Origin of the sequence: Polycladomyces abyssicola (assembly GCF_018326425.1) — a bacterium.
Classification (GTDB): domain Bacteria; phylum Bacillota; class Bacilli; order Thermoactinomycetales; family JIR-001; genus Polycladomyces; species Polycladomyces abyssicola.
The window spans coordinates 1,180,318-1,198,539 of record NZ_AP024601.1; the positions used below are offsets into that span (position 1 = coordinate 1,180,318).

Annotated in this window: 16 protein-coding genes and 1 riboswitch; of the genes, 8 read left to right on the forward strand and 8 right to left on the reverse strand. The window is 53.5% G+C overall.

Annotated features, from left to right (window positions below):
* The first annotated feature begins 175 nt into the window (after positions 1–175).
* Together KI215_RS05950 and KI215_RS05955 are read left to right on the forward strand one after the other, a co-directional pair.
* Positions 176–868 carry an amino acid ABC transporter permease gene (locus KI215_RS05950; RefSeq protein WP_212774636.1) on the forward strand — a complete coding sequence of 231 codons (693 nt, stop codon included), beginning with the start codon at positions 176–178 and terminating at the stop codon, positions 866–868.
* Between the two features lie 14 nt (positions 869–882).
* Complete coding sequence (locus tag KI215_RS05955) at positions 883–1,635, forward strand: amino acid ABC transporter ATP-binding protein (protein ID WP_212774637.1); 753 nt, start codon at positions 883–885, stop codon at positions 1,633–1,635.
* Between the two features lie 47 nt (positions 1,636–1,682).
* Here the strand turns inward: KI215_RS05955 and KI215_RS05960 are convergent, their stop codons facing one another.
* The 4 genes from KI215_RS05960 to panD all read right to left on the reverse strand — a co-directional run bounded on the left by KI215_RS05960 (position 1,683) and on the right by panD (position 5,728).
* Complete coding sequence (locus KI215_RS05960; RefSeq protein WP_212774638.1) at positions 1,683–2,504, reverse strand: YqhG family protein; 822 nt, start codon at positions 2,502–2,504, stop codon at positions 1,683–1,685.
* A complete protein-coding gene (locus KI215_RS05965) occupies positions 2,473–4,191 on the reverse strand; it encodes a DEAD/DEAH box helicase (RefSeq protein WP_212775083.1) in 1,719 nt (572 codons plus the stop codon). Before KI215_RS05965 ends, KI215_RS05960 begins: the two co-directional genes overlap by 32 nt.
* Positions 4,192–4,493: 302 nt before the next feature.
* On the reverse strand, positions 4,494–5,327 hold the full coding sequence (locus KI215_RS05970) for a YheC/YheD family protein (RefSeq protein WP_212774639.1): 834 nt from the start codon (positions 5,325–5,327) through the stop codon (positions 4,494–4,496).
* Entirely contained in the window at positions 5,324–5,728 is a 405-nt protein-coding gene (gene panD / locus KI215_RS05975) for an aspartate 1-decarboxylase (protein ID WP_212774640.1), read from the reverse strand. The genes KI215_RS05970 and panD overlap by 4 nt, the downstream gene beginning before the upstream one ends.
* A 341-nt stretch (positions 5,729–6,069) precedes the next feature.
* Positions 6,070–6,167, forward strand: a riboswitch (glycine riboswitch).
* A gap of 184 nt (positions 6,168–6,351) precedes the next feature.
* On the opposite strand from panD, the gene gcvT reads away from it, so the two are divergent.
* The 4 genes from gcvT to KI215_RS05995 all read left to right on the forward strand — a co-directional run bounded on the left by gcvT (position 6,352) and on the right by KI215_RS05995 (position 10,926).
* Positions 6,352–7,446, forward strand: a complete 1,095-nt coding sequence (gene gcvT, locus KI215_RS05980) for a glycine cleavage system aminomethyltransferase GcvT (protein ID WP_212774641.1) — start codon at positions 6,352–6,354, stop codon at positions 7,444–7,446.
* Between the two features lie 27 nt (positions 7,447–7,473).
* Positions 7,474–8,823, forward strand: a complete 1,350-nt coding sequence (gcvPA, locus tag KI215_RS05985) for an aminomethyl-transferring glycine dehydrogenase subunit GcvPA (protein WP_212774642.1) — start codon at positions 7,474–7,476, stop codon at positions 8,821–8,823.
* Entirely contained in the window at positions 8,820–10,292 is a 1,473-nt protein-coding gene (gene gcvPB / locus KI215_RS05990) for an aminomethyl-transferring glycine dehydrogenase subunit GcvPB (protein ID WP_212774643.1), read from the forward strand. Before gcvPA ends, gcvPB begins: the two co-directional genes overlap by 4 nt.
* 205 nt (positions 10,293–10,497) lie before the next feature.
* On the forward strand, positions 10,498–10,926 hold the full coding sequence (locus tag KI215_RS05995; protein WP_212774644.1) for a helix-turn-helix transcriptional regulator: 429 nt from the start codon (positions 10,498–10,500) through the stop codon (positions 10,924–10,926).
* A 233-nt stretch (positions 10,927–11,159) separates the two neighbouring features.
* Here KI215_RS05995 and KI215_RS06000 read toward each other — a convergent pair whose 3' ends face one another.
* The 4 genes from KI215_RS06000 to KI215_RS06015 all read right to left on the reverse strand — a co-directional run bounded on the left by KI215_RS06000 (position 11,160) and on the right by KI215_RS06015 (position 14,484).
* Positions 11,160–11,534, reverse strand: a complete 375-nt coding sequence (locus KI215_RS06000) for a DUF423 domain-containing protein (protein WP_212774645.1) — start codon at positions 11,532–11,534, stop codon at positions 11,160–11,162.
* Positions 11,535–11,634: 100 nt separating this feature from the next.
* Positions 11,635–12,048 carry a hypothetical protein gene (locus tag KI215_RS06005; RefSeq protein ID WP_212774646.1) on the reverse strand — a complete coding sequence of 138 codons (414 nt, stop codon included), beginning with the start codon at positions 12,046–12,048 and terminating at the stop codon, positions 11,635–11,637.
* Positions 12,049–12,333: 285 nt separating this feature from the next.
* A complete protein-coding gene (locus KI215_RS06010) occupies positions 12,334–13,929 on the reverse strand; it encodes a DUF4179 domain-containing protein (RefSeq protein ID WP_212774647.1) in 1,596 nt (531 codons plus the stop codon).
* A 111-nt stretch (positions 13,930–14,040) separates the two neighbouring features.
* The gene (locus KI215_RS06015; RefSeq protein WP_212774648.1) at positions 14,041–14,484 is read right to left on the reverse strand and encodes an RNA polymerase sigma factor; all 444 of its coding nucleotides are present in this window, start codon (positions 14,482–14,484) and stop codon (positions 14,041–14,043) included.
* Between the two features lie 333 nt (positions 14,485–14,817).
* Here KI215_RS06015 and KI215_RS06020 point away from each other — a divergent pair, with 333 nt between their 5' ends.
* Both KI215_RS06020 and KI215_RS06025 read left to right on the forward strand, forming a co-directional pair.
* Positions 14,818–16,446: a long-chain fatty acid--CoA ligase gene (locus KI215_RS06020; RefSeq protein WP_338048334.1), complete on the forward strand. Its 1,629-nt coding sequence runs from the start codon at positions 14,818–14,820 to the stop codon at positions 16,444–16,446.
* Positions 16,443–18,179 carry an acyl-CoA dehydrogenase family protein gene (locus KI215_RS06025; RefSeq protein ID WP_212774649.1) on the forward strand — a complete coding sequence of 579 codons (1,737 nt, stop codon included), beginning with the start codon at positions 16,443–16,445 and terminating at the stop codon, positions 18,177–18,179. Before KI215_RS06020 ends, KI215_RS06025 begins: the two co-directional genes overlap by 4 nt.
* Positions 18,180–18,222 lie beyond the last annotated feature (43 nt).

An 18,222-nucleotide genomic window follows, 5' to 3' on the forward strand; every position in this document is an offset into this window, starting at 1 on the left:
GTGAATACTGCCCACATGGCTTTCCCGGCTCGCTCCATCTGCGTCCTCCAAGGAAGCAGATCATGGCCGTTTCATCCCGGTGAGCAAAGGACGCGGGGAAAGTACGCTTTGCTCAGAATGACCAGGACACACCCTTAATATTGTCAGATGAAGCAACCGGAAAGGTGGGACAACCGTGAGCGGATGGTGGGAACACATCCACTGGGAAAACATCTTTGATGTCCAATCGGCGATTGAATCGACACCGTTTGTATTGAAAGGGATCACATACACCATTTCGATCAGTTTCGTCACCATGGCGATTGGATTGGTCTTGGGACTCATCACCGCAATGGCCCGCATGTCGGACAATGCTCTGCTCAGATGGCCTGCCCGTGCCTACATCTCGGTGATCCGAGGCACACCGCTGTTGGTACAGCTGCTCATTTTGTATGTCGGTTTGCCGGTGATCGGGATTTCCCTCACTGCGATCGCCGCCGGGGTGATTGGCTTATCACTCAACGTGGGAGGATATTCGGCGGAAACGATTCGCGGCGCCATTCTCTCGATTCCCAAAGGGCAATGGGAGGCGGCGCAATCGCTCAATATGACGTATTGGCAAACAATGCGGCGCATCATCATCCCGCAGGCAACGCGCGTAGCCTTGCCGTCGCTGGCCAATACATTTCTCAGTTTGGTTAAAGACACGTCGCTTTTATCCGTCGTCACCGTGCCGGAGATGATGTATCAGGCGAAAATCGTCGGCGGCCAGACCTATGATTACATGACCGCCTATATTCTGGTGGCTATCATTTATTGGATCATTTGTACGGTACTCAACGTGTTGCAGGATTGGCTCGAAAAACGGTACAGCCGTTTTGCGGCGTGAGAGGAGGGGCGAACATGATTCGCATTCGTGGTTTGCGAAAAAGATTCGGAGAAACAGAAGTGCTGCGTGGAATCGATCTGGATGTGAATGAAGGAGAAGTCGTCTGCGTGATCGGCCCGAGCGGATCGGGAAAATCAACGTTGCTCCGGTGCATCAATCTGTTGGAAACACCCACCGCCGGAACGCTCGCAGTCGCCGGTACGGAACTGTCGTTCGGACAGGGAAAAGTGAAGGAAAAGGATGTTCGCACCCTGCGCAGCAAAACGGGGATGGTTTTTCAAAGCTTCAACCTGTTTCCTCACAAAACAGTGCTGGAAAATGTGATCGAAGGCCCGGTTGTGGTAAAAAAAGCGGACAAACGCGCTGCCACCGAGAAAGCGGAAGAGCTGCTGAAAAAAGTGGGGTTGTTGGAGAAACGGGACGAATACCCGACGCGTCTCTCCGGTGGACAACAGCAACGGGTGGCGATTGCCAGAGCGTTGGCGATGGAACCGGAAGTGCTGTTGTTCGATGAGCCCACCTCCGCCCTCGATCCCGAACTGGTGGGCGAAGTGCTGAAAACGATGAAGGAACTGGCCCAGGAAAATCAGACGATGGTCATCGTCACCCACGAGATGAATTTCGCCAAGAACGTGGCCGACCGGGTGCTGTTCATGGACGCCGGCCAAATCGTGGAGCAAGGTACGCCGCAGGAGCTGTTCACCGAACCGAAAGAGGAACGGACCCGGCAGTTTCTGGCCAAAATGTTGGCGGACCCGACGGCGTGATGATGTTTGCCCAGTGCTTTAGCCCTGTCAACGCGACAGGGCTTTCTTCATGAATTACCCGTTCCCCCGTCCAGATAAAACAACCCCGCATTCACCACCGACACTTCCACGCGCGGGTGGTACTGCCACACCGCCTCGCCAATTCGTTGTTTCTTTTCCGCCCGGGTTTCGTCACTGAGGCGCAGATGATCCGGGTAGTAGAGGTCCAGCTGGTTCAGTTCCTGTTCCAGTTGTTCGTAGGCTTCATAGGCCCAGGTGCGATCCTGTTCTTCGATGTGCTTTTGCAGGTTGAATTCCAGTTCACCCACGCCTTCGGCGATACCTAGTTGCGGTTGGATGATGTGCCGATTGGCGGGTAGTTTGGACGACCATTGTTTGTGTTGGAGACGATCGTAAAATGAGGTCACCACTTCTCCGCTGTGCAGATTGATGCCCAGGTCGACGATCTCGTCCTTCTTCCGGTCGCAGACATAGGAAACGAGAAAGTTGACGCCCAACCACGGTACATACGGCCGGGAGAGCAACGGATGCGGGGCGGTGGTGGATGGTGATTCGAACAGCCGAACGAAACGCCCCCGTTTTTGAGCGGATTCCAACAGCAGGGCGAAGCGGGGCGAACCGAAGTTCATCAGTTCACCGCTCAAGTCTGGCGGAGCCGCTTCCGGGTCGAAGATCAGCGTGAGGATGGCAGGATTGGCGGGTAGGCCCATCCGCTCCACGTACATCCAGTAAAACGGGCGGTTCATGATGTCCTTGTCCGCCTCTACCGTCAGTTGCACCTGCAGATGAGCCGGACTTTTTTCGATGATGCTGCATTTTTGGGACAAAAAGTAGCGTTCAGTGAAGTTGCGCACTTGTTGTGGATTCATGGTCTGAATCCTCCTGTTGCCGTAGTGTCCGGTCACCGGAGCGGATGCGGGCTTGATGGATGCTGTCCCCGATTTGGCCGAACCGTTCACGGATTTCTCGGTCGTCTTTCGCTTCTATCACGATTTGCATCAGGTTTTGTTCCATCGAGTCCTTTATGTCCAACCGCTCCAGGATCGTTTCCAGATCACCGATCACCGACTGGAACATGTCGATTTTCTCATGCAACAGCCAGATAATATGCTCTTCAATCGTATCTTCTGTCGCGAAATTGTAGATGTGCACATCGTGGGTTTGCCCCAGCCGGTGAACGCGCCCGATCCGTTGTTCGACGCGCATCGGGTTCCACGGCATGTCATAGTTGATGATGTGATGGCAGAACTGCAGGTTGATGCCTTCACCGCCCGCTTCGGTGGCCACCATCACCTGAGCACGTTTTTGAAACAGTTCCATCATCCAGTCTTTTTTGTTGCGCTGAAATCCACCTCGGTACGGGATGGCGGAAATCCCTTTCTCAGCCAGGGCACGCATGATCATCTCCTGGGTGGCGCGATATTCGGTGAAAATGATCCATTTTTCTTCGCTGTTCGATAGCATTTCCACCACTTTTTTCACCTTGGATTGTTCCTTGACGGTGCGGAGCAGGTCGATCAGTTGCTGCACTTCGGGCGAAATGGTTTCCCGACCTTTCTCTCCCTGCTGAAACAGCTTGAACAGCGTGAGAAACACGGCATCCCGACTGCTGCACACTTCCCGCTGCAACACGAGCAGGGAGAGCAGGGTCTTCATATTTCCGCGGCCTTCCCGGTAACGGTCGCGTACAAAACGGGTAACCCCTTCGTACAAAGCCCGCTCCTCCGGTGATAGCCGGATGGGAACGGTGTAGACGTGACGCCGGGTGAAAGACAGATTGCTGTCGCTCCGTTTGTTGCGGATCATCACACGATGGATCTCCTCGCGTAGTTGTTCCGGGTTTTTCGCTTTGCGTTTGCCCGCCATGTGTTCGGTTTGAAACGTGGATTGACGGCCGAGGTGCCCCGGTTTGAGCAGCGTAACCAAGTTGTACAACTCATCCAACTGGTTTTGCACCGGAGTGGCCGTGAGCAACAGGCAGTATTTCTTTTGCAGCTCGTTGATGAACTGCCAGTTTTTCGTCCGTCGGTTTTTCAGTTTGTGCGCTTCGTCGACGATCAGCATGTCGTAGCGATGGGACATTACGATACTCCGGTGCGGATCGCGTTTGGCGGTATCGATGGAGGCGACCAGGATATCGTATTTTTCCCACATCCACTCTTTCTTTTGCGCCATCGCCGGAATTTGAAATTTCTGGTTCAACTCCCGCGTCCACTGAAGGACCAGAGAGGACGGTACCAGGATGAGGACTTTTTTGACCAATCCGCGCAACAGATACTCTTTGAGGATCAAGCCGGCTTCGATCGTTTTCCCCAAGCCGACTTCGTCGGCCAAAATGGCCCGTCCCCGCATTTCGCCGATTACGCGGCGGGCCGTTTCAATCTGATGGGGAAGCGGTTCAAACCCGTGCAGGTGCTGCAGGCATTGCAATGCGTCAAAATGAGGAACGATTTGCGCCTGGGTGGCTTCCATAGCCAACCGGAACTGGTCCCATGTGCTCCAATCGGCGTCTTTCTCGATATGCTGTATCAATTCGACCAACCACTTGCGATCCATGCGAATGGGTAACGACACCGCGATATCCTCCTCGTCCGCTTCCAAGTGTTTTCCAGATTTTAGTATGAGCGTATGAGGAAAAAAGTATGTAGCAATGGTTCCCCTTCATGACATCGATGGAAGTTTGTGTGTATCCAGAAGTGAGTGCGGGGGATGTCTTCCGAACGATGGCTTGGGATACTAGAATGGAGGAGGGAGGCGCCATTCGAGGAATAGTGGTCATCAGCTCATAAGAGTGACCATTTTCCGGCGAGCTTTTGAGCGGTGATGGGAAAATGGTTCACCCTTGTGTCGCTCCCATATCAATGCGTTCCGTCACCCGAATCGGAAGAGTCGAACACGATATCCTGCAACCATTGCGGAATACCGACGCGTCGGGCGTAGCGGAGGCGAATCTCGTCATATTTTTTGGTGTCGGGCAATTGAGCGAACAATTCGTGGCTGGGTCCACCCCAGGCATCATTGGTATTAACCTCCAACAGCCACCATTGCCCGTCCACGTCCACTCCCAGATCCAGTCCCACTTCCTCAAACTGATCAACCGTATCCAGTGACCGGCACACCCAATCGGCGATCTCTCGCCAGGATGGTTGGGTGTCTTCCTCAATTCCCAATGCCTGTAACACCCGTTCCGTCGGGATCACCTCGCCTCCGGAGATCGCCACATTGGAAACGATGCCTCCACTCCCGGCCACGCGCACCAAATCGCCGGCGTATACCCAACGGTTGTCGGTATCGCGTTGGAGGTGGACTCGGATGTCAAACGGGCGGTTCTGGTAGGTGCGGAGCGGGGCGGCCTGTTGGGCGATAAAGATGTCGGATTTCGGGTGGGAGGAGGAGAAGATCGGCCAGAAACGGAGCCAATCGGGGAACACGAGCCGTTCTCCCGTTTCTTGTCGGGTCCAGTGAATCTTGTTCGCTAGCTGTTCCAGCAGACTGATCCGACTGCCGCCGAAGCCGGCGACGGGTTTGATGTAGACCCGCTCGTATCGATGGAGTAAACTACGCAGGGAAGTCTCTTCCAGCAATTGAGTTTCCGGCAGATGGCAGGGGGCGTTCCGTTGTTCCGACAGCAACAGGTGCATGCCCCATTTGTTGAGAAAACGACGTTCTGGTTCCCATCCTACCGGTTTCATTTCCCTTCTCCCCCACGGATGTGATGGGCGGATTGCCGAGTGTAGGTTTTGACATCCACCAGATGGTTTTGTTCATCCACCAAAACTGTGCGGTGTTGAAACCGTTCCAAATCTGATTCGGTGAAGAAGCCTACACTGAGGATGATGACGAGGTCTCCCACTCGGAACAAATGGGCGGGCGGACCATTGACGCAGATCTCTCCGCTTCCATAGGGAGCTGGGATGGTGTAGGTCTGCCACGTCTGGGCGGAGCGGAGACCGTTGATCTGCACCATTTCAAACGGGCGGATTGAAGCGGCTTCCATCAATTGTTCATCAATGCTGATGCTCCCGACATAGTCGAGGTTGGCCTCCGTCACCCTTGCTCGGTGAATTTTTCCTTTGCACGTCATATGCAGCATAAATCATCCGTCCTTTTGTGTCGATGGGATAATGTATGATGAAATAGAGAAAAGGTTTAGAAAATAGGCTGGAAAACCCGTTCCGCATTTTCAGCAGTTTCAAATCGTTTCGCCATTAGGATAAGAAATGTGTATAATGGAACATGGGATACGTGATGGAAACGATTATGAGCCGAATTTTCTTGTGAAAAGTGTCGATTTTGTTCGGGATTTATGGCACAATGAGAAGGAGAAATGCTGTTTACAGGGCAGATCAGCCCTGATAAGGGAACGTTTTCCCGATTGAAAGCAGATAAGCTGTTCCCACCCCCATCGTTCGACAAATGGATATGGCCAAGCGGTTGAAGGCGGGAGGAGAGACCACGTAAAGGCGTGGCGCCGAAGGAGCAAACCCATCACACCGGGTGAATCTCTCAGGCAAAAGGAGGCCCGCTGGACGCGACTCTGGAGAGCGCTCACTCCCAAGTGAGCCACCCAAGGGGCAGTCCCGCTCCCCATGCGGGATGAACTCTCAGGTTTCCGGACAGAGTGGAACGCACAGATACAGGCGATCCCTCTGTCTTTTTGTTTGGAAAGTTGGAATATGTGGCAAACTGTGGTAGAAAAGTGCGGAGGTGGAGAGGTTGTCGGAATTGAAACGTACCCCTTTATATGACGTGTACAAAGAGGAAGCGAAGCTGGTTCCCTTCGCCGGGTGGGAGATGCCGGTACAGTTTACGGGTATCAAGGCGGAGCATGAAGCAGTACGGACGCGTGCGGGGTTGTTCGATGTATCCCATATGGGGGAAGTGGAGATCAGCGGTCCGGATGCATTGGCGTTGGTGCAGAAGCTGACGACCAACGATGCCTCCAAACTGCAGGTGGGACAGGCGCAATACTCGTTGATGTGCTACCCGGACGGCGGCACTGTGGATGATCTGCTCGTGTACAGGGGAGAAGACTCATTCCTGTTGGTCATTAACGCTGCCAATATCGAAAAGGATCTGGAATGGATTGAGAAGCACGCCCAAGGTGAAGTCACGGTGCGGGACATTTCCCGGGAAACGGCCCAGTTGGCGCTGCAGGGACCGCTCGCCGAGAAGATCCTGCAAAAGCTGACCCGAACCGATCTCTCCTCGATCGGATTTTTCCGTTTCAAGCATGATGTCGATCTCGACGGGGTGATCGCGCTCGTGTCCCGTTCGGGGTACACCGGAGAAGACGGTTTCGAAATCTACGTGAGTCCGGACGATGCGCCCACTCTGTGGAACAAAATCCTGGAAGCGGGTGCGGAAGAAGGCGTGGTACCTTGCGGATTGGGTGCCCGTGACACGCTGCGTCTGGAGGCACGTCTCCCGCTGTACGGACATGAGTTGTCTGCCAGCATCTCCCCGTTGGAAGCCGGACTGGGATTCGCCGTGAAGCTGGATAAAGGCGATTTCATCGGACGGGATGCTCTGCTCAAACAAAAAGAAGAGGGCGTACCTCGTAAATTGGTCGGTCTGGAGATGATCGGACGGGGAATCGCCCGAGCGCATTATCCGGTGTATGTGGGTGAAGAGGAAGTGGGTGAAGTCACTTCCGGCACGCAATCTCCCACGTTGGGTAAGAACGTGGCGCTCGCTTTGATCAAATCCCAGCACGCAGAGACGGGGAACCGCGTGCATGTGGATGTGCGAGGCAAACGGGTGGAAGCCGAAATCGTGCCCACACCCTTTTACAAACGACCGAAAAAATAAGCAGATGACAACAGGGGGATGGAGTGGATGAAGTTTCGTTACTTGCCGATGACCGAACAAGATCGCCGGGAGATGATGGCGACACTCGGCATCGATTCGGTGGAGGAGCTTTTCGCGGATATTCCCGAGTCCGTCCGTTTCCGTGGGCGGCTCAACATTCCCGAGGCGATGCCGGAACCCGATTTGGTGCGGCACATGAACCGCCTGGCTGGGAAAAACGCTTCGTTTGACCAGTATGTTTGCTTCCTGGGGGCGGGAGCGTATGAGCATCACATTCCCAGTGTGGTGAATCACGTGATCTCCCGTTCGGAATTTTACACCGCGTACACCCCGTACCAGCCGGAGATCAGCCAGGGGGAACTTCAGGCCATTTTCGAATTTCAGACGATGATCTGTGAGTTGACCGGGATGGAAGTGGCCAACTCATCGATGTATGACGGACCGACTGCATTGGCGGAGGCGGCGGGTGTGGCGATGGCGACCACGCGCAAACGGAAGGTGGTGGTCTCCCGTGCCGTCCATCCGGAAGCGCGCGCCATTTTGTCCACCTACGCCAAAGGAGTCGGGCTGACGGTGGTGGAAGCCCCCTGCACCTACGGCGTGACCGATCCCGCCCGGCTGGAGGAGCTGGTGGATGCCGACACAGCCGCCGTCATTGTGCAAACGCCCAACTTTTTCGGTAACCTGGAAGATCTGGGTGCCATCGAGCCGATTGCCCACCGGCACAAAGGCATGCTGGTCGTCAGCGCCAATCCGATCGCGCTTGGCGTGCTGAAACCACCGGGGGCATACGGGGCGGACATCGTCGTCGGCGATGCACAACCGATGGGGATCGCTGTGCAGTTTGGCGGTCCGCATTGCGGTTATTTCGCGACGACCAAAGCGCTCATGCGCCGCATCCCGGGCCGGATTGTGGGGCAAACCGTGGATGAAGAGGGCAAACGCGGTTTCGTGCTCACCCTGCAGGCGCGGGAACAGCATATCCGCCGGGAAAAAGCCACCTCCAACATTTGTTCCAACCAGGCGCTCAATGCATTGGCCGCCGCCGTCTATATGTCGGCGATGGGCAAACAGGGCATCCAGGAAGTAGCGCGGTTGAACGTACGAAAAGCGCATTATGCCCGGCAGCGTCTCGCTCAGATTCCGGGGGTGGAGCCGCTGTTCGATCACCCGTTCTTCAACGAATTTGCACTGAAATTGCGGGAACCTGTCGGGGAAGTGAACCGGCGGCTTCTGGAGGAAGGCATCATCGGCGGTTACGATTTGGGTCGCGATTATGCCGAATTTGCGGGTGCGATGCTGTTGGCGGTGACAGAAATGCGGACCAAAGAGGAGATTGACCGGTTGGCCGAGGTAATGGAGGGGATCGTGCGATGAACAAGGAAAAGGCGCTGATTTTCGAGATGAGCCAACCCGGGAGGGTGGCGTACAGCCTGCCGGAATCCGATGTGCCGGAAATCCCGTTGGAAGAGGCGATTCCGGAAGAAATGCTCCGTGAAACTCCGGCCGAATTGCCGGAGGTGTCCGAGCTGGATTTGATCCGACACTACACCGAGTTGTCCCGTCGCAACTACGGGGTGGACAATGGATTTTATCCGCTCGGTTCCTGCACGATGAAATACAACCCCAAAGTAAATGAAGATATGGCCCGTCTGCCCGGTTTTGCCAAGATCCATCCGTACCAGCCGGAGGAGACGGTGCAGGGTGCATTGCAGTTGCTGTATGAACTGCAACGGGATCTGGCCGAGATTACGGGCATGGATCAGGTGACGCTCCAGTCCGCGGCAGGAGCCCAAGGTGAATGGACCGGCCTGATGATGATTCGGGCCTACCATGAAAGCCGCGGTGAATCACAGCGGAACAAAGTGATCGTGCCTGACTCCGCGCACGGCACCAACCCGGCCAGCGCAACGGTTGCCGGATTTGAAACGATCACCGTGAAATCCAACGAAAAAGGACATGTAGACGTGGAAGCCCTCAAACAAGTGGTGGGGGAAGACACAGCAGCACTGATGCTGACCAACCCCAACACGCTGGGATTGTTTGAGGAGCAGATCCGGGAGATCGCCGACATCGTCCACGAAGCAGGGGGCCTCCTCTACTACGACGGGGCCAACGCCAACGCCATCCTCGGCATCGCACGTCCGGGGGATATGGGCTTTGACGTGGTGCACCTCAACCTGCACAAAACATTCACCACCCCGCATGGCGGCGGCGGTCCGGGGGCGGGGCCGGTCGGCGTGAAAAAAGAGCTGATTCCGTTTCTGCCGACACCGATTGTGGAAAAAGGGGAAAACGGCTACTACCTGAAAGAGGACCTGCCCAACTCCATCGGTCGGGTCAAAGGGTTCCACGGCAACTTCGGCATCCTGGTGCGCGCCTACACGTACATTCGTACAATGGGGCCGGACGGATTGCGCCAGGTATCCGAAAACGCAGTACTGAATGCCAACTACGTGATGCGCCGTCTGGAGCCGTACTATGACCTGCCGTATCCGCAACACTGCAAGCACGAGTTCGTGCTTTCGGGCAAACGGCAGAAAAAACTGGGTGTGCGCACGTTGGATATCGCCAAACGGTTGTTGGACTACGGTTTCCATCCGCCGACCATCTACTTCCCGCTCATCGTGGACGAATGTCTCATGATCGAGCCGACGGAAACGGAAAGCAAGGAAACGCTGGACCGTTTCATCGAGGCGATGATCCAAATCGCGCAGGAAGTAGAAAACCATCCGGAAGTGGTGCAGGAAGCGCCGCACAACACGATTGTCAAGCGCCTGGACGAGGTGACCGCGGCGCGCAAACCGATCCTGCGCTGGCAAAAATCGCAGGAAGTGAAAGCATAAAAAACCGGGAAAAGCGGGTACAAAACCTGATCGGATGAAAACGCACGCCTCCTTCATGAGGGGGCGTGCATTGTTTCGTGGGCAGAGAGATGTTGTTTCCACCTACGGCAATCAGTTGTTTCCTCTATAGCAGAAGGTCATTCCCCCAACACGGGGGATTTTTTGTATCATGATAGAGAGATTTTAATAGAGAAAGGGTTCAGCGATGAGCAAACTGAAAGAAGCGAGAACGTCAGCAGGATTGACACAAAAAGCATTGGCGGAGAAATCGGGACTCAGTGTAAATGTTATCCGCTCACTGGAACAGGGAAAAAAAGAGTGGACCCGGGAATTAGCCGAGCAATTGGCTCCTCATCTGGGCGTGTCGGTCGAGGCGCTGATACGGTCGGGGAAAAAAGCGGACTCCGCCACATCTAAGAAAAAACAAACGAAACCATCCTCTGCTCAGACCACACCCAAGAAACGAACGAGAAAGAAAAGCAAGCGAGAGACAGCCTCCTCTCTGATTCGAATGGCCAAGGAACTGGTCACGATGGTGGATGATGCATCGATCCCGGAGCCGTATCATCATGAGGTGTTGAAAATGGCGTACCGATTGAGCAACATCGGAACGGAGATGCAGGGGAAAGAGTGAACACGATCGGACGAGATTTCCGAAAAGTGGGATGCATTGATTAGTATTGGCGGCCGGGGTTTCCCCGGCCACAGGTTCGATCGTGGATGAAAATGAATCGTTACTCTGCCATCTAACCAATTTATCGGATTCAAGCATCCGTGTCTCAAGAGTCGATCGAGTAAAGCTTTCATAGATAAATATGGCGCTGACCTCCTGTTTCCGGAAGAATCAGCGCCAACCTGATCTACCCTTCATCCCATCTGTTTCCACGCGGCGAGAAACACGCACACCCACCCGGCCAAGAAGGCGACACCGCCGATCGGCGTGATGGCACCCAGCTTGGTCACATTGGTGAGCACCATGGCGTAAAGACTGCCGGAAAAGAGCACAATCCCCACCAGGATCAGCCAGCCTGCTGTGGTGATCAGTCCGCTGCCGCCGAAGCGATCCGCCAATAAGCCAATGGCGATGAGTGCCAACCCGTGTACGATGTGATAGTGCGCACCGGTTCGCCAAATCTCCATCATCCGTTCCGAGACCTTACCTTCGAGACCGTGTGCGCCGAATGCACCCAACGCGATGCTCAAAAACATGTTCAAACTGCCTAACAACAGAAACAGACGCATATATGACCGCTCCTATCTTCTGTTTAAGATGTTTCTGGTCGACGTTGTCACCTCTTGGACTCACCAGAGAAGACTTATATCCGTCTACCGTTGTCCTCCCTCATGTTACCACCCGTAATTCCTCCATAAACCGTTTTCGTGTGACAGTCAGCGGAAAAGTTCCAGCCTTCCGTCCGTTTATGTACAAGATGGAGTAATATTCGCCTTCCTTCTCCAACGGCAGGTTTTCGAAACGCAAGTGATGTTGAAACACACCATTTTTGGCACCCGGTATCTTCTCGGTGAGTCCTTCTGCAGTCGCCAACGGGGAAACGAGGTGAGGTGCATAGAAGTGAACAGCGATCAGATTGTCCCGTGTCAGATCGATGTTCTGTAATTCAAACCCGATGGCGAGGGTCTGCCAATGGGGGAAACGTTTGCAATACAGTCGATTCAAAGGCTGCCAAACAGCGATGTCCCCACTTGGTTGGGGGAGAAATCCCCAGGCGTACTGAAACCAAGTCACGGTTGCCACGTGTTGTCATCCTTCCTTTTCGATTGTCCCAACATTTATTATATCGTTGCGAGCGAGAAAACTCCTAGAAGTCATTTTAAAATTCGCTGAAATGATTGATTATGAAGTACGGCCATTTTCAAGCTACCGATCGAGAACAGGATATGCTGAACTCACTCTTTTCCGGTTTGCGTGACGTACATCACCGCGTCACAAAAAAAGTAACCCGCCAGGCCTGCAAACCACGCGGGTTACTTTTTACTTAATCTGTGTGGGAACCACGCCTCGTCTGCGTGCATCTGACCCCTATTTCGAAAAATGAAAGGGAACTTCCCAATCAACCGGGTAATAATGGTCGATCGCATCCATAACAAGGGTAAGCTGTTTGGGAGCGTCTACAATATCATCAATGACCAGCGTATAATGATAAACGCCATTTTTATTCTCTGCACTACCATAGAAGTTGTGTACTTTCCCTTTGTCGTCGACAAAGTGCCAATCCATTGAGCCCAGATAATTGTTAACCGGCTTTAACTCTACATTTACAGCAAGATTGTGGTTGTGTGAACCTTTTGAAGGCTCATGCCCCGCGTAAGTGATGGTGATCAAATTTCCTTTGTAGTTAAACGATACAGGCTGTTGCGAGACAGTTTGTGGGTTAAATGTGATGTGGGCATCTGTAGCTTCTTTTTTCACAATTCCTTTTAATCGGAAGAGGTATCCTTTCTTCAGTGGATGAGGATTGTACAGATCCTTCTTGGAAATCTCTCCAACGCCAATTTTCTGTACGGCACTGTTAAGGTGATTTTCCTCTCTCTTGCCGGGTAGGTCATCATGGGTAAGGTAAGCAAGGCTTTTTCCTTGAGTATCCGTAATTTCATAATACATTTTCGGTGAATAATCACGTTGTGGGAATTGTTTTGCGATTCGTTGAAGCTGTTTCTTTTCTTGTTCATTTTGCTTTAACGAGTATTGTATAGACATCGCGCTTGGTGAGTATAAAAAGTCATCCAACTGGACATCTACACCATGAAAAGTCCGCGTTTGATTAATGTGAGCGACTCTGGTAGAGGATATACCTTTGTCTAGCTGTAGCGGTATAGACACATTCCAGCTCCCTTTGATTATTTTTTCATGATGCAGATTGAATTGGCGCAATACATTCGCCGATATCCGTAGTGTTGCTTTGTTTGGCAGGGGCTCCGTGGGAATAAGGGTAAGGCGATGTTGGTTGGAATTCCCAGTATTGTCATGGCCATACGCCAGAACTTTCCCATTTTCGTCCACCAGAGATGCAATGGGAGAATGGTTATCATTGTCCAATACATAGAGAACCAATTTTCCATTTGCGTCTCTGATTTGGAAATCAACCGTAATGCGGGAAGGGTCGGCAATCACTTCTTGCAATTCGACCGTATACCCCGAACTGGTTATTTTTTTGTTAAGAGGGGCACTAAACCCGTTTTTTGCGGCTAGCTTCAATCCGCCATCATGGGAATCGAACCGATCGATCAGAAAAATGCTCTTCTTGACAAAGTTTGCAAACGCAGGTGACACTGCCGTCCAGATCCCAAGGAATATCGCTAAAATCGCTACGGTGGAACCGATCACCAGCGCCATTCTTCTGCGCCGAGCCCTTTTTTTCTTTATAGGTATGACCGGTTCGTTTTCCTGCTCAGGTAGCAGTTCCCGAATCTGGACCATGATCTGCTCGGTGAAAGAGTCGGGCAACACGGGTTCGCTTAACCATTCTTCCACCACTTGTTTTTCTTTTTTTAGCTTAGCTAAATGAGTTTGGCATGCCGAACAGGACTGAAGGTGTTGTTCCAAATCCGGGACTTCTTTCTTCTCTAAAGACCCGTCCCACCACTGCTCAAGAAGACTTTGTTTTGAACAAATCATAAACTTTTCCACCTTCCTGTTGAACTAGGCCTGCCAGATGTTTCTGCAATTGTTTTCGTGCACGATGCAAGTGGTTTTGTACCGTGGTCATGGGTAACTGCAAAATCTCTCCTATTCCTTATAACTCAACTCATCCATATACCGGAGCATGATCACCATACGATAGTGTTCCGGCAGTTGGTCTAAAGCTTGTTGCAATTCTTTTTTTCTTTCGCGACTGACCACCATCTCTTCGGGACTGTCCGTCGTATTTGTTGCCGGAATTTCTTCAATCGTTTCCCTCGTGTAGGCTTTCTTTTTTTGTAGTTGCGTGTTGCATGTGTTTACCGCGATTTTATAAATCCATGCGGAAAAGGGCTTATCCTGGCGATAACTTTGTAAATAGCGGTAAGCGCGAATAAATACTTCTTGTGTCCAGTCTTGGGCGTCATGCTTATTCCGGCATATGCGATATATGAATGCGTAGATGCGCTGTTTATATCGGTCGATGATGAAGGCAAAAGCTTCTTTGTTTCCTTGTAGCACCTCTTGCACCCACTGCGATTCATCACGCAACTCAGTTCCTCCCCTCTTGTTGTTTCTATCCAATATTACCTTCGCCTTTTTCATTTTCATTCGCTCCGGTATGCCCGGATGAAACATTCCTGCACGAGGTCCCGGTCCTCCTCTTAGTGATGAACCATTTTGAGAAGCATGGACACTTCACCTTCAGATCCGGTTTCATTCCTATATACGGAATACAGGATCAGAAATTTCACGGGAGACATTTTTTCACACAAAAATGGAACAAGGTCGCACGCCCGAGTTTCCAACAAGATGACATTGACAAAACCAATATATAATACGTAAAATTCAAACTAGTCGAGGAGGGAAAGGAGCGGTTCATCGGTGAAAGGAACGATGATGCAGTATCCCCTGACGTTGCCCCATCTGTTGGAAAGGGCCGGACGTTACTTCGGTTCGGTTGAGATCGTCACCAGAATGCCGGATAAAAGCTTGCACCGTTACACCTACGCCGACTTTACCCGCAGGGCCCGATCGCTGGCACAGGCGCTCCGGCGGGCGGGGTTGAAAAAAGGGGATCGCGTAGGCACGTTGATGTGGAACCATTATGCCCATCTGGAGGCGTATTTCGGCATTCCCGTTTCCGGCGGGGTATTGCATACGGTCAATCTTCGTTTGCATCCGAATGAAATCGCTTACGTGATCAACCACGGCGGGGATCGCTTCCTGATAGTGGACGATGTGTTGCTCCCGTTGTTGGAGAAAGTGACTGATCGCATCCGGGTGGAGCGCGTGATCGTCGTGCCGCTGACAGGTCAACCGGTGCCGTCCGGTTATGAGGATTATGAGCAGTTCATCCGGGAACCGGCCGACGATTTCACCTACCCTAAGCTGGATGAGAACGATGCGTTGGGCATGTGCTACACATCCGGCACGACGGGACGACCCAAAGGGGTGGTGTATTCACATCGGGCTGTGGTGCTGCATTCGTTCGCATCGGCGATGGCGGATACATTGGGGGTTTCCGGGCGTGATGCAGTGTTGCCGGTGGTGCCCATGTTTCACGCCAACGCCTGGGGCCTGCCGTTTACCATGACCATGGTGGGCGCCAAGCAGGTGTACCCTGGACCGCATCTTGACCCTGTCAGTCTGCTCGATCTGATGCAGGAGGAACAAGTGACGTTCTCCGCCGGGGTACCCACGATCTGGTTCGGTATTTACCGGGAATTGGAGAAACGGCCGGGGCATTGGCGTCTTCACCCCAAACTGCGGACGGTGGTGGGCGGGGCGGCCGCTCCGGAAGCGTTGTTGCGGGGGATGGACCGCCACGGCATCCAGGTGGTGCATGCGTGGGGCATGACGGAAACGACACCCCTCGGCACGGTGTCGGTGTTGAAGCCGCACTTGGCCAACCTGACGGAAGATGAGCAATACGCCTACCGTACCAAACAGGGCATCCCCGTGCCGTTTGTGGACGTACGGGTGGTCAACGAGCAGGGAGAGGTACCGCCCGACGGTGTTACGATGGGTGAGCTGCAAGTGAGAGGGCCGTGGATTGCTGGGGCGTATCACGATAAGCCAAATATTCGCGATTCGTTCACGGAAGACGGTTGGTTCCGAACCGGCGACGTGGCGACGATTGATGAAGAAGGGTACGTCAAAATCACCGACCGAACCAAGGACCTCATCAAATCGGGCGGAGAATGGATCAGCTCCGTCGATTTGGAAAACGCGATCATGGCGCATCCCGCCGTGGAGGAAGCTGCTGTTATCGGAATCGCGCATCCCAAATGGCAGGAACGTCCACTGGCGGTGGTGGTGAAAAAAGAGGGGGCGACATTGACGCTGGAGGAATTGCATGCGTTTCTGACACCGAAATTCGCCAAATGGTGGTTACCGGACGATGTCGTTTTCGTGGCGGAAATCCCGCGTACGTCGGCGGGTAAATTCCTCAAATCCCAGTTGCGTGAACAATTTCGCGAGCACTTTATGACCAAGGGGGTAAACACTTGATCAACTACAGCCGATACGAAGACGGGACTGAACTCAATTGGTACGAGAGCGACCCAACCATGCGGTATTATGCACACCGGTATCTCCCTCATCTGATGGAGTGGGGCGAGTCGCGCTTGGTGGAGTTAGGTGCGTATACGGCAGGACCGATGGAACGGCGCGCCCGTCATACCGATCGTGACGGCGCTCCTCGACTGATACGCTATGATCGACAAGGACGCGAAATCAACGAAGTGTGGTACAACGAAGGATATCTGGCAACGGTGGGTGACTGTTTCGAGTTCGGCGTGGTGGGGTTACGGTACAGAGACGACGTGCCCCACAAAGTCCCGTTTTTCTACACCCAGCTGATGCACATCCTGATGTCTGAGGCGGAGACCGGTTTCACGTGTCCGGTCACGCTGACGATGGCGGTGGCATTTGTATTGGAGAAGTTTGGGACGGACGAGCAAAAGCGCCGGTATCTGTCACGCCTGGCCAGCATGGATCGGCGTACACTGGAACAAGGGGCCACGTTTTTGACGGAAATTCAGGGTGGCTCCGACGTGGGCGCGACGCAAACCCGCGCGGTGGCCTGCGGCGATCACTATGAGTTGACGGGAGAGAAATGGTTTGCCAGCAACTGTGACGCAGGTGTAGCTATCACATTGGCCAGGGTGAACGACCGGCCGGGCACCGCGGGTTTGGGACTGTTTCTGCTCCCGCGTTACTTGGAAAATGGTGAACAAAACCGGATCTCCATCCGCCGGCTCAAGGACAAGCTGGGTGTACGGGCAGTGGCCAGTGGAGAATTGATTTTGGATCGGGCGGTCGGCTATCTGATCGGTGAGCCGGATCAGGGGTTCAAATATATGGCGGAAGCATTGAACATCTCCCGTATGTGCACAGCGACGGGCGCGCTCGCTATCTCTCGCCGCGCCTTTTTGGAGGCAGCCGTATATACGTCCAAACGAGAAGCATTCGGCCGGACGATCATCGATTATCCGATGGTGCGGGAAACCTTGCTGAACATCATCGCGGACATCGAGGCGGCATGGGCGATGGTAGCCCGCATGATACAACTTTTCGACGACTGCCACACCTACGGGAAAGGAGATGCGGAAAAACGCACATTGCTTCGACTGCTGTTGTCGATGAGCAAGTACCGTTGCAGCGAACAAGCGGTTCTTCATGCCAAACAAGCACTGGAGTTGCACGGGGGGAACGGGTATATCGAGGAGTATGTCACTCCCCGTCTGTTGCGGGATGCACAAGTGAACACGGTTTGGGAAGGGACGTCCAACATCATGGGCCTGGAAGTGTTGAAAACGCTGGGCAAAGAGGCGGGGGAAAGAACCGGTGAGAGCGTAATCTTGCGGGAGATTCGGGAAACATTGGACACGGTCGTTTTGCCGGAACTGGCCGAAGCCGTCGCCTGTGTGAAGGAGCAGACGGACAATGTGAAAACGGATATGGCGGTGCTTCTCGAAGCCCCTCCCATGGTTCAAAATGCTCACGCCCGCCGTTTCATGGATAAACTGACCGATCTGTATTGTGCGGCCCGTCTGTTGGAGGAGGCGCAGTACGCCAAGAAGGAAACCGGGTCAGAACGGCTCGTCCACATCGCCCATTACTGGATCAATCGGACCTACCGCCCTTACATGTACGATATTCGCGGACAGGAAATCCCCAGCATTGACTTGTTTGATATCGCGGTACGGTATGCGGAGCAGGCCCATGCGGATCAGCGATGAACTGCTAGCCTCTCACGGCGGATCAACCCCGGCGGCCAAGAAA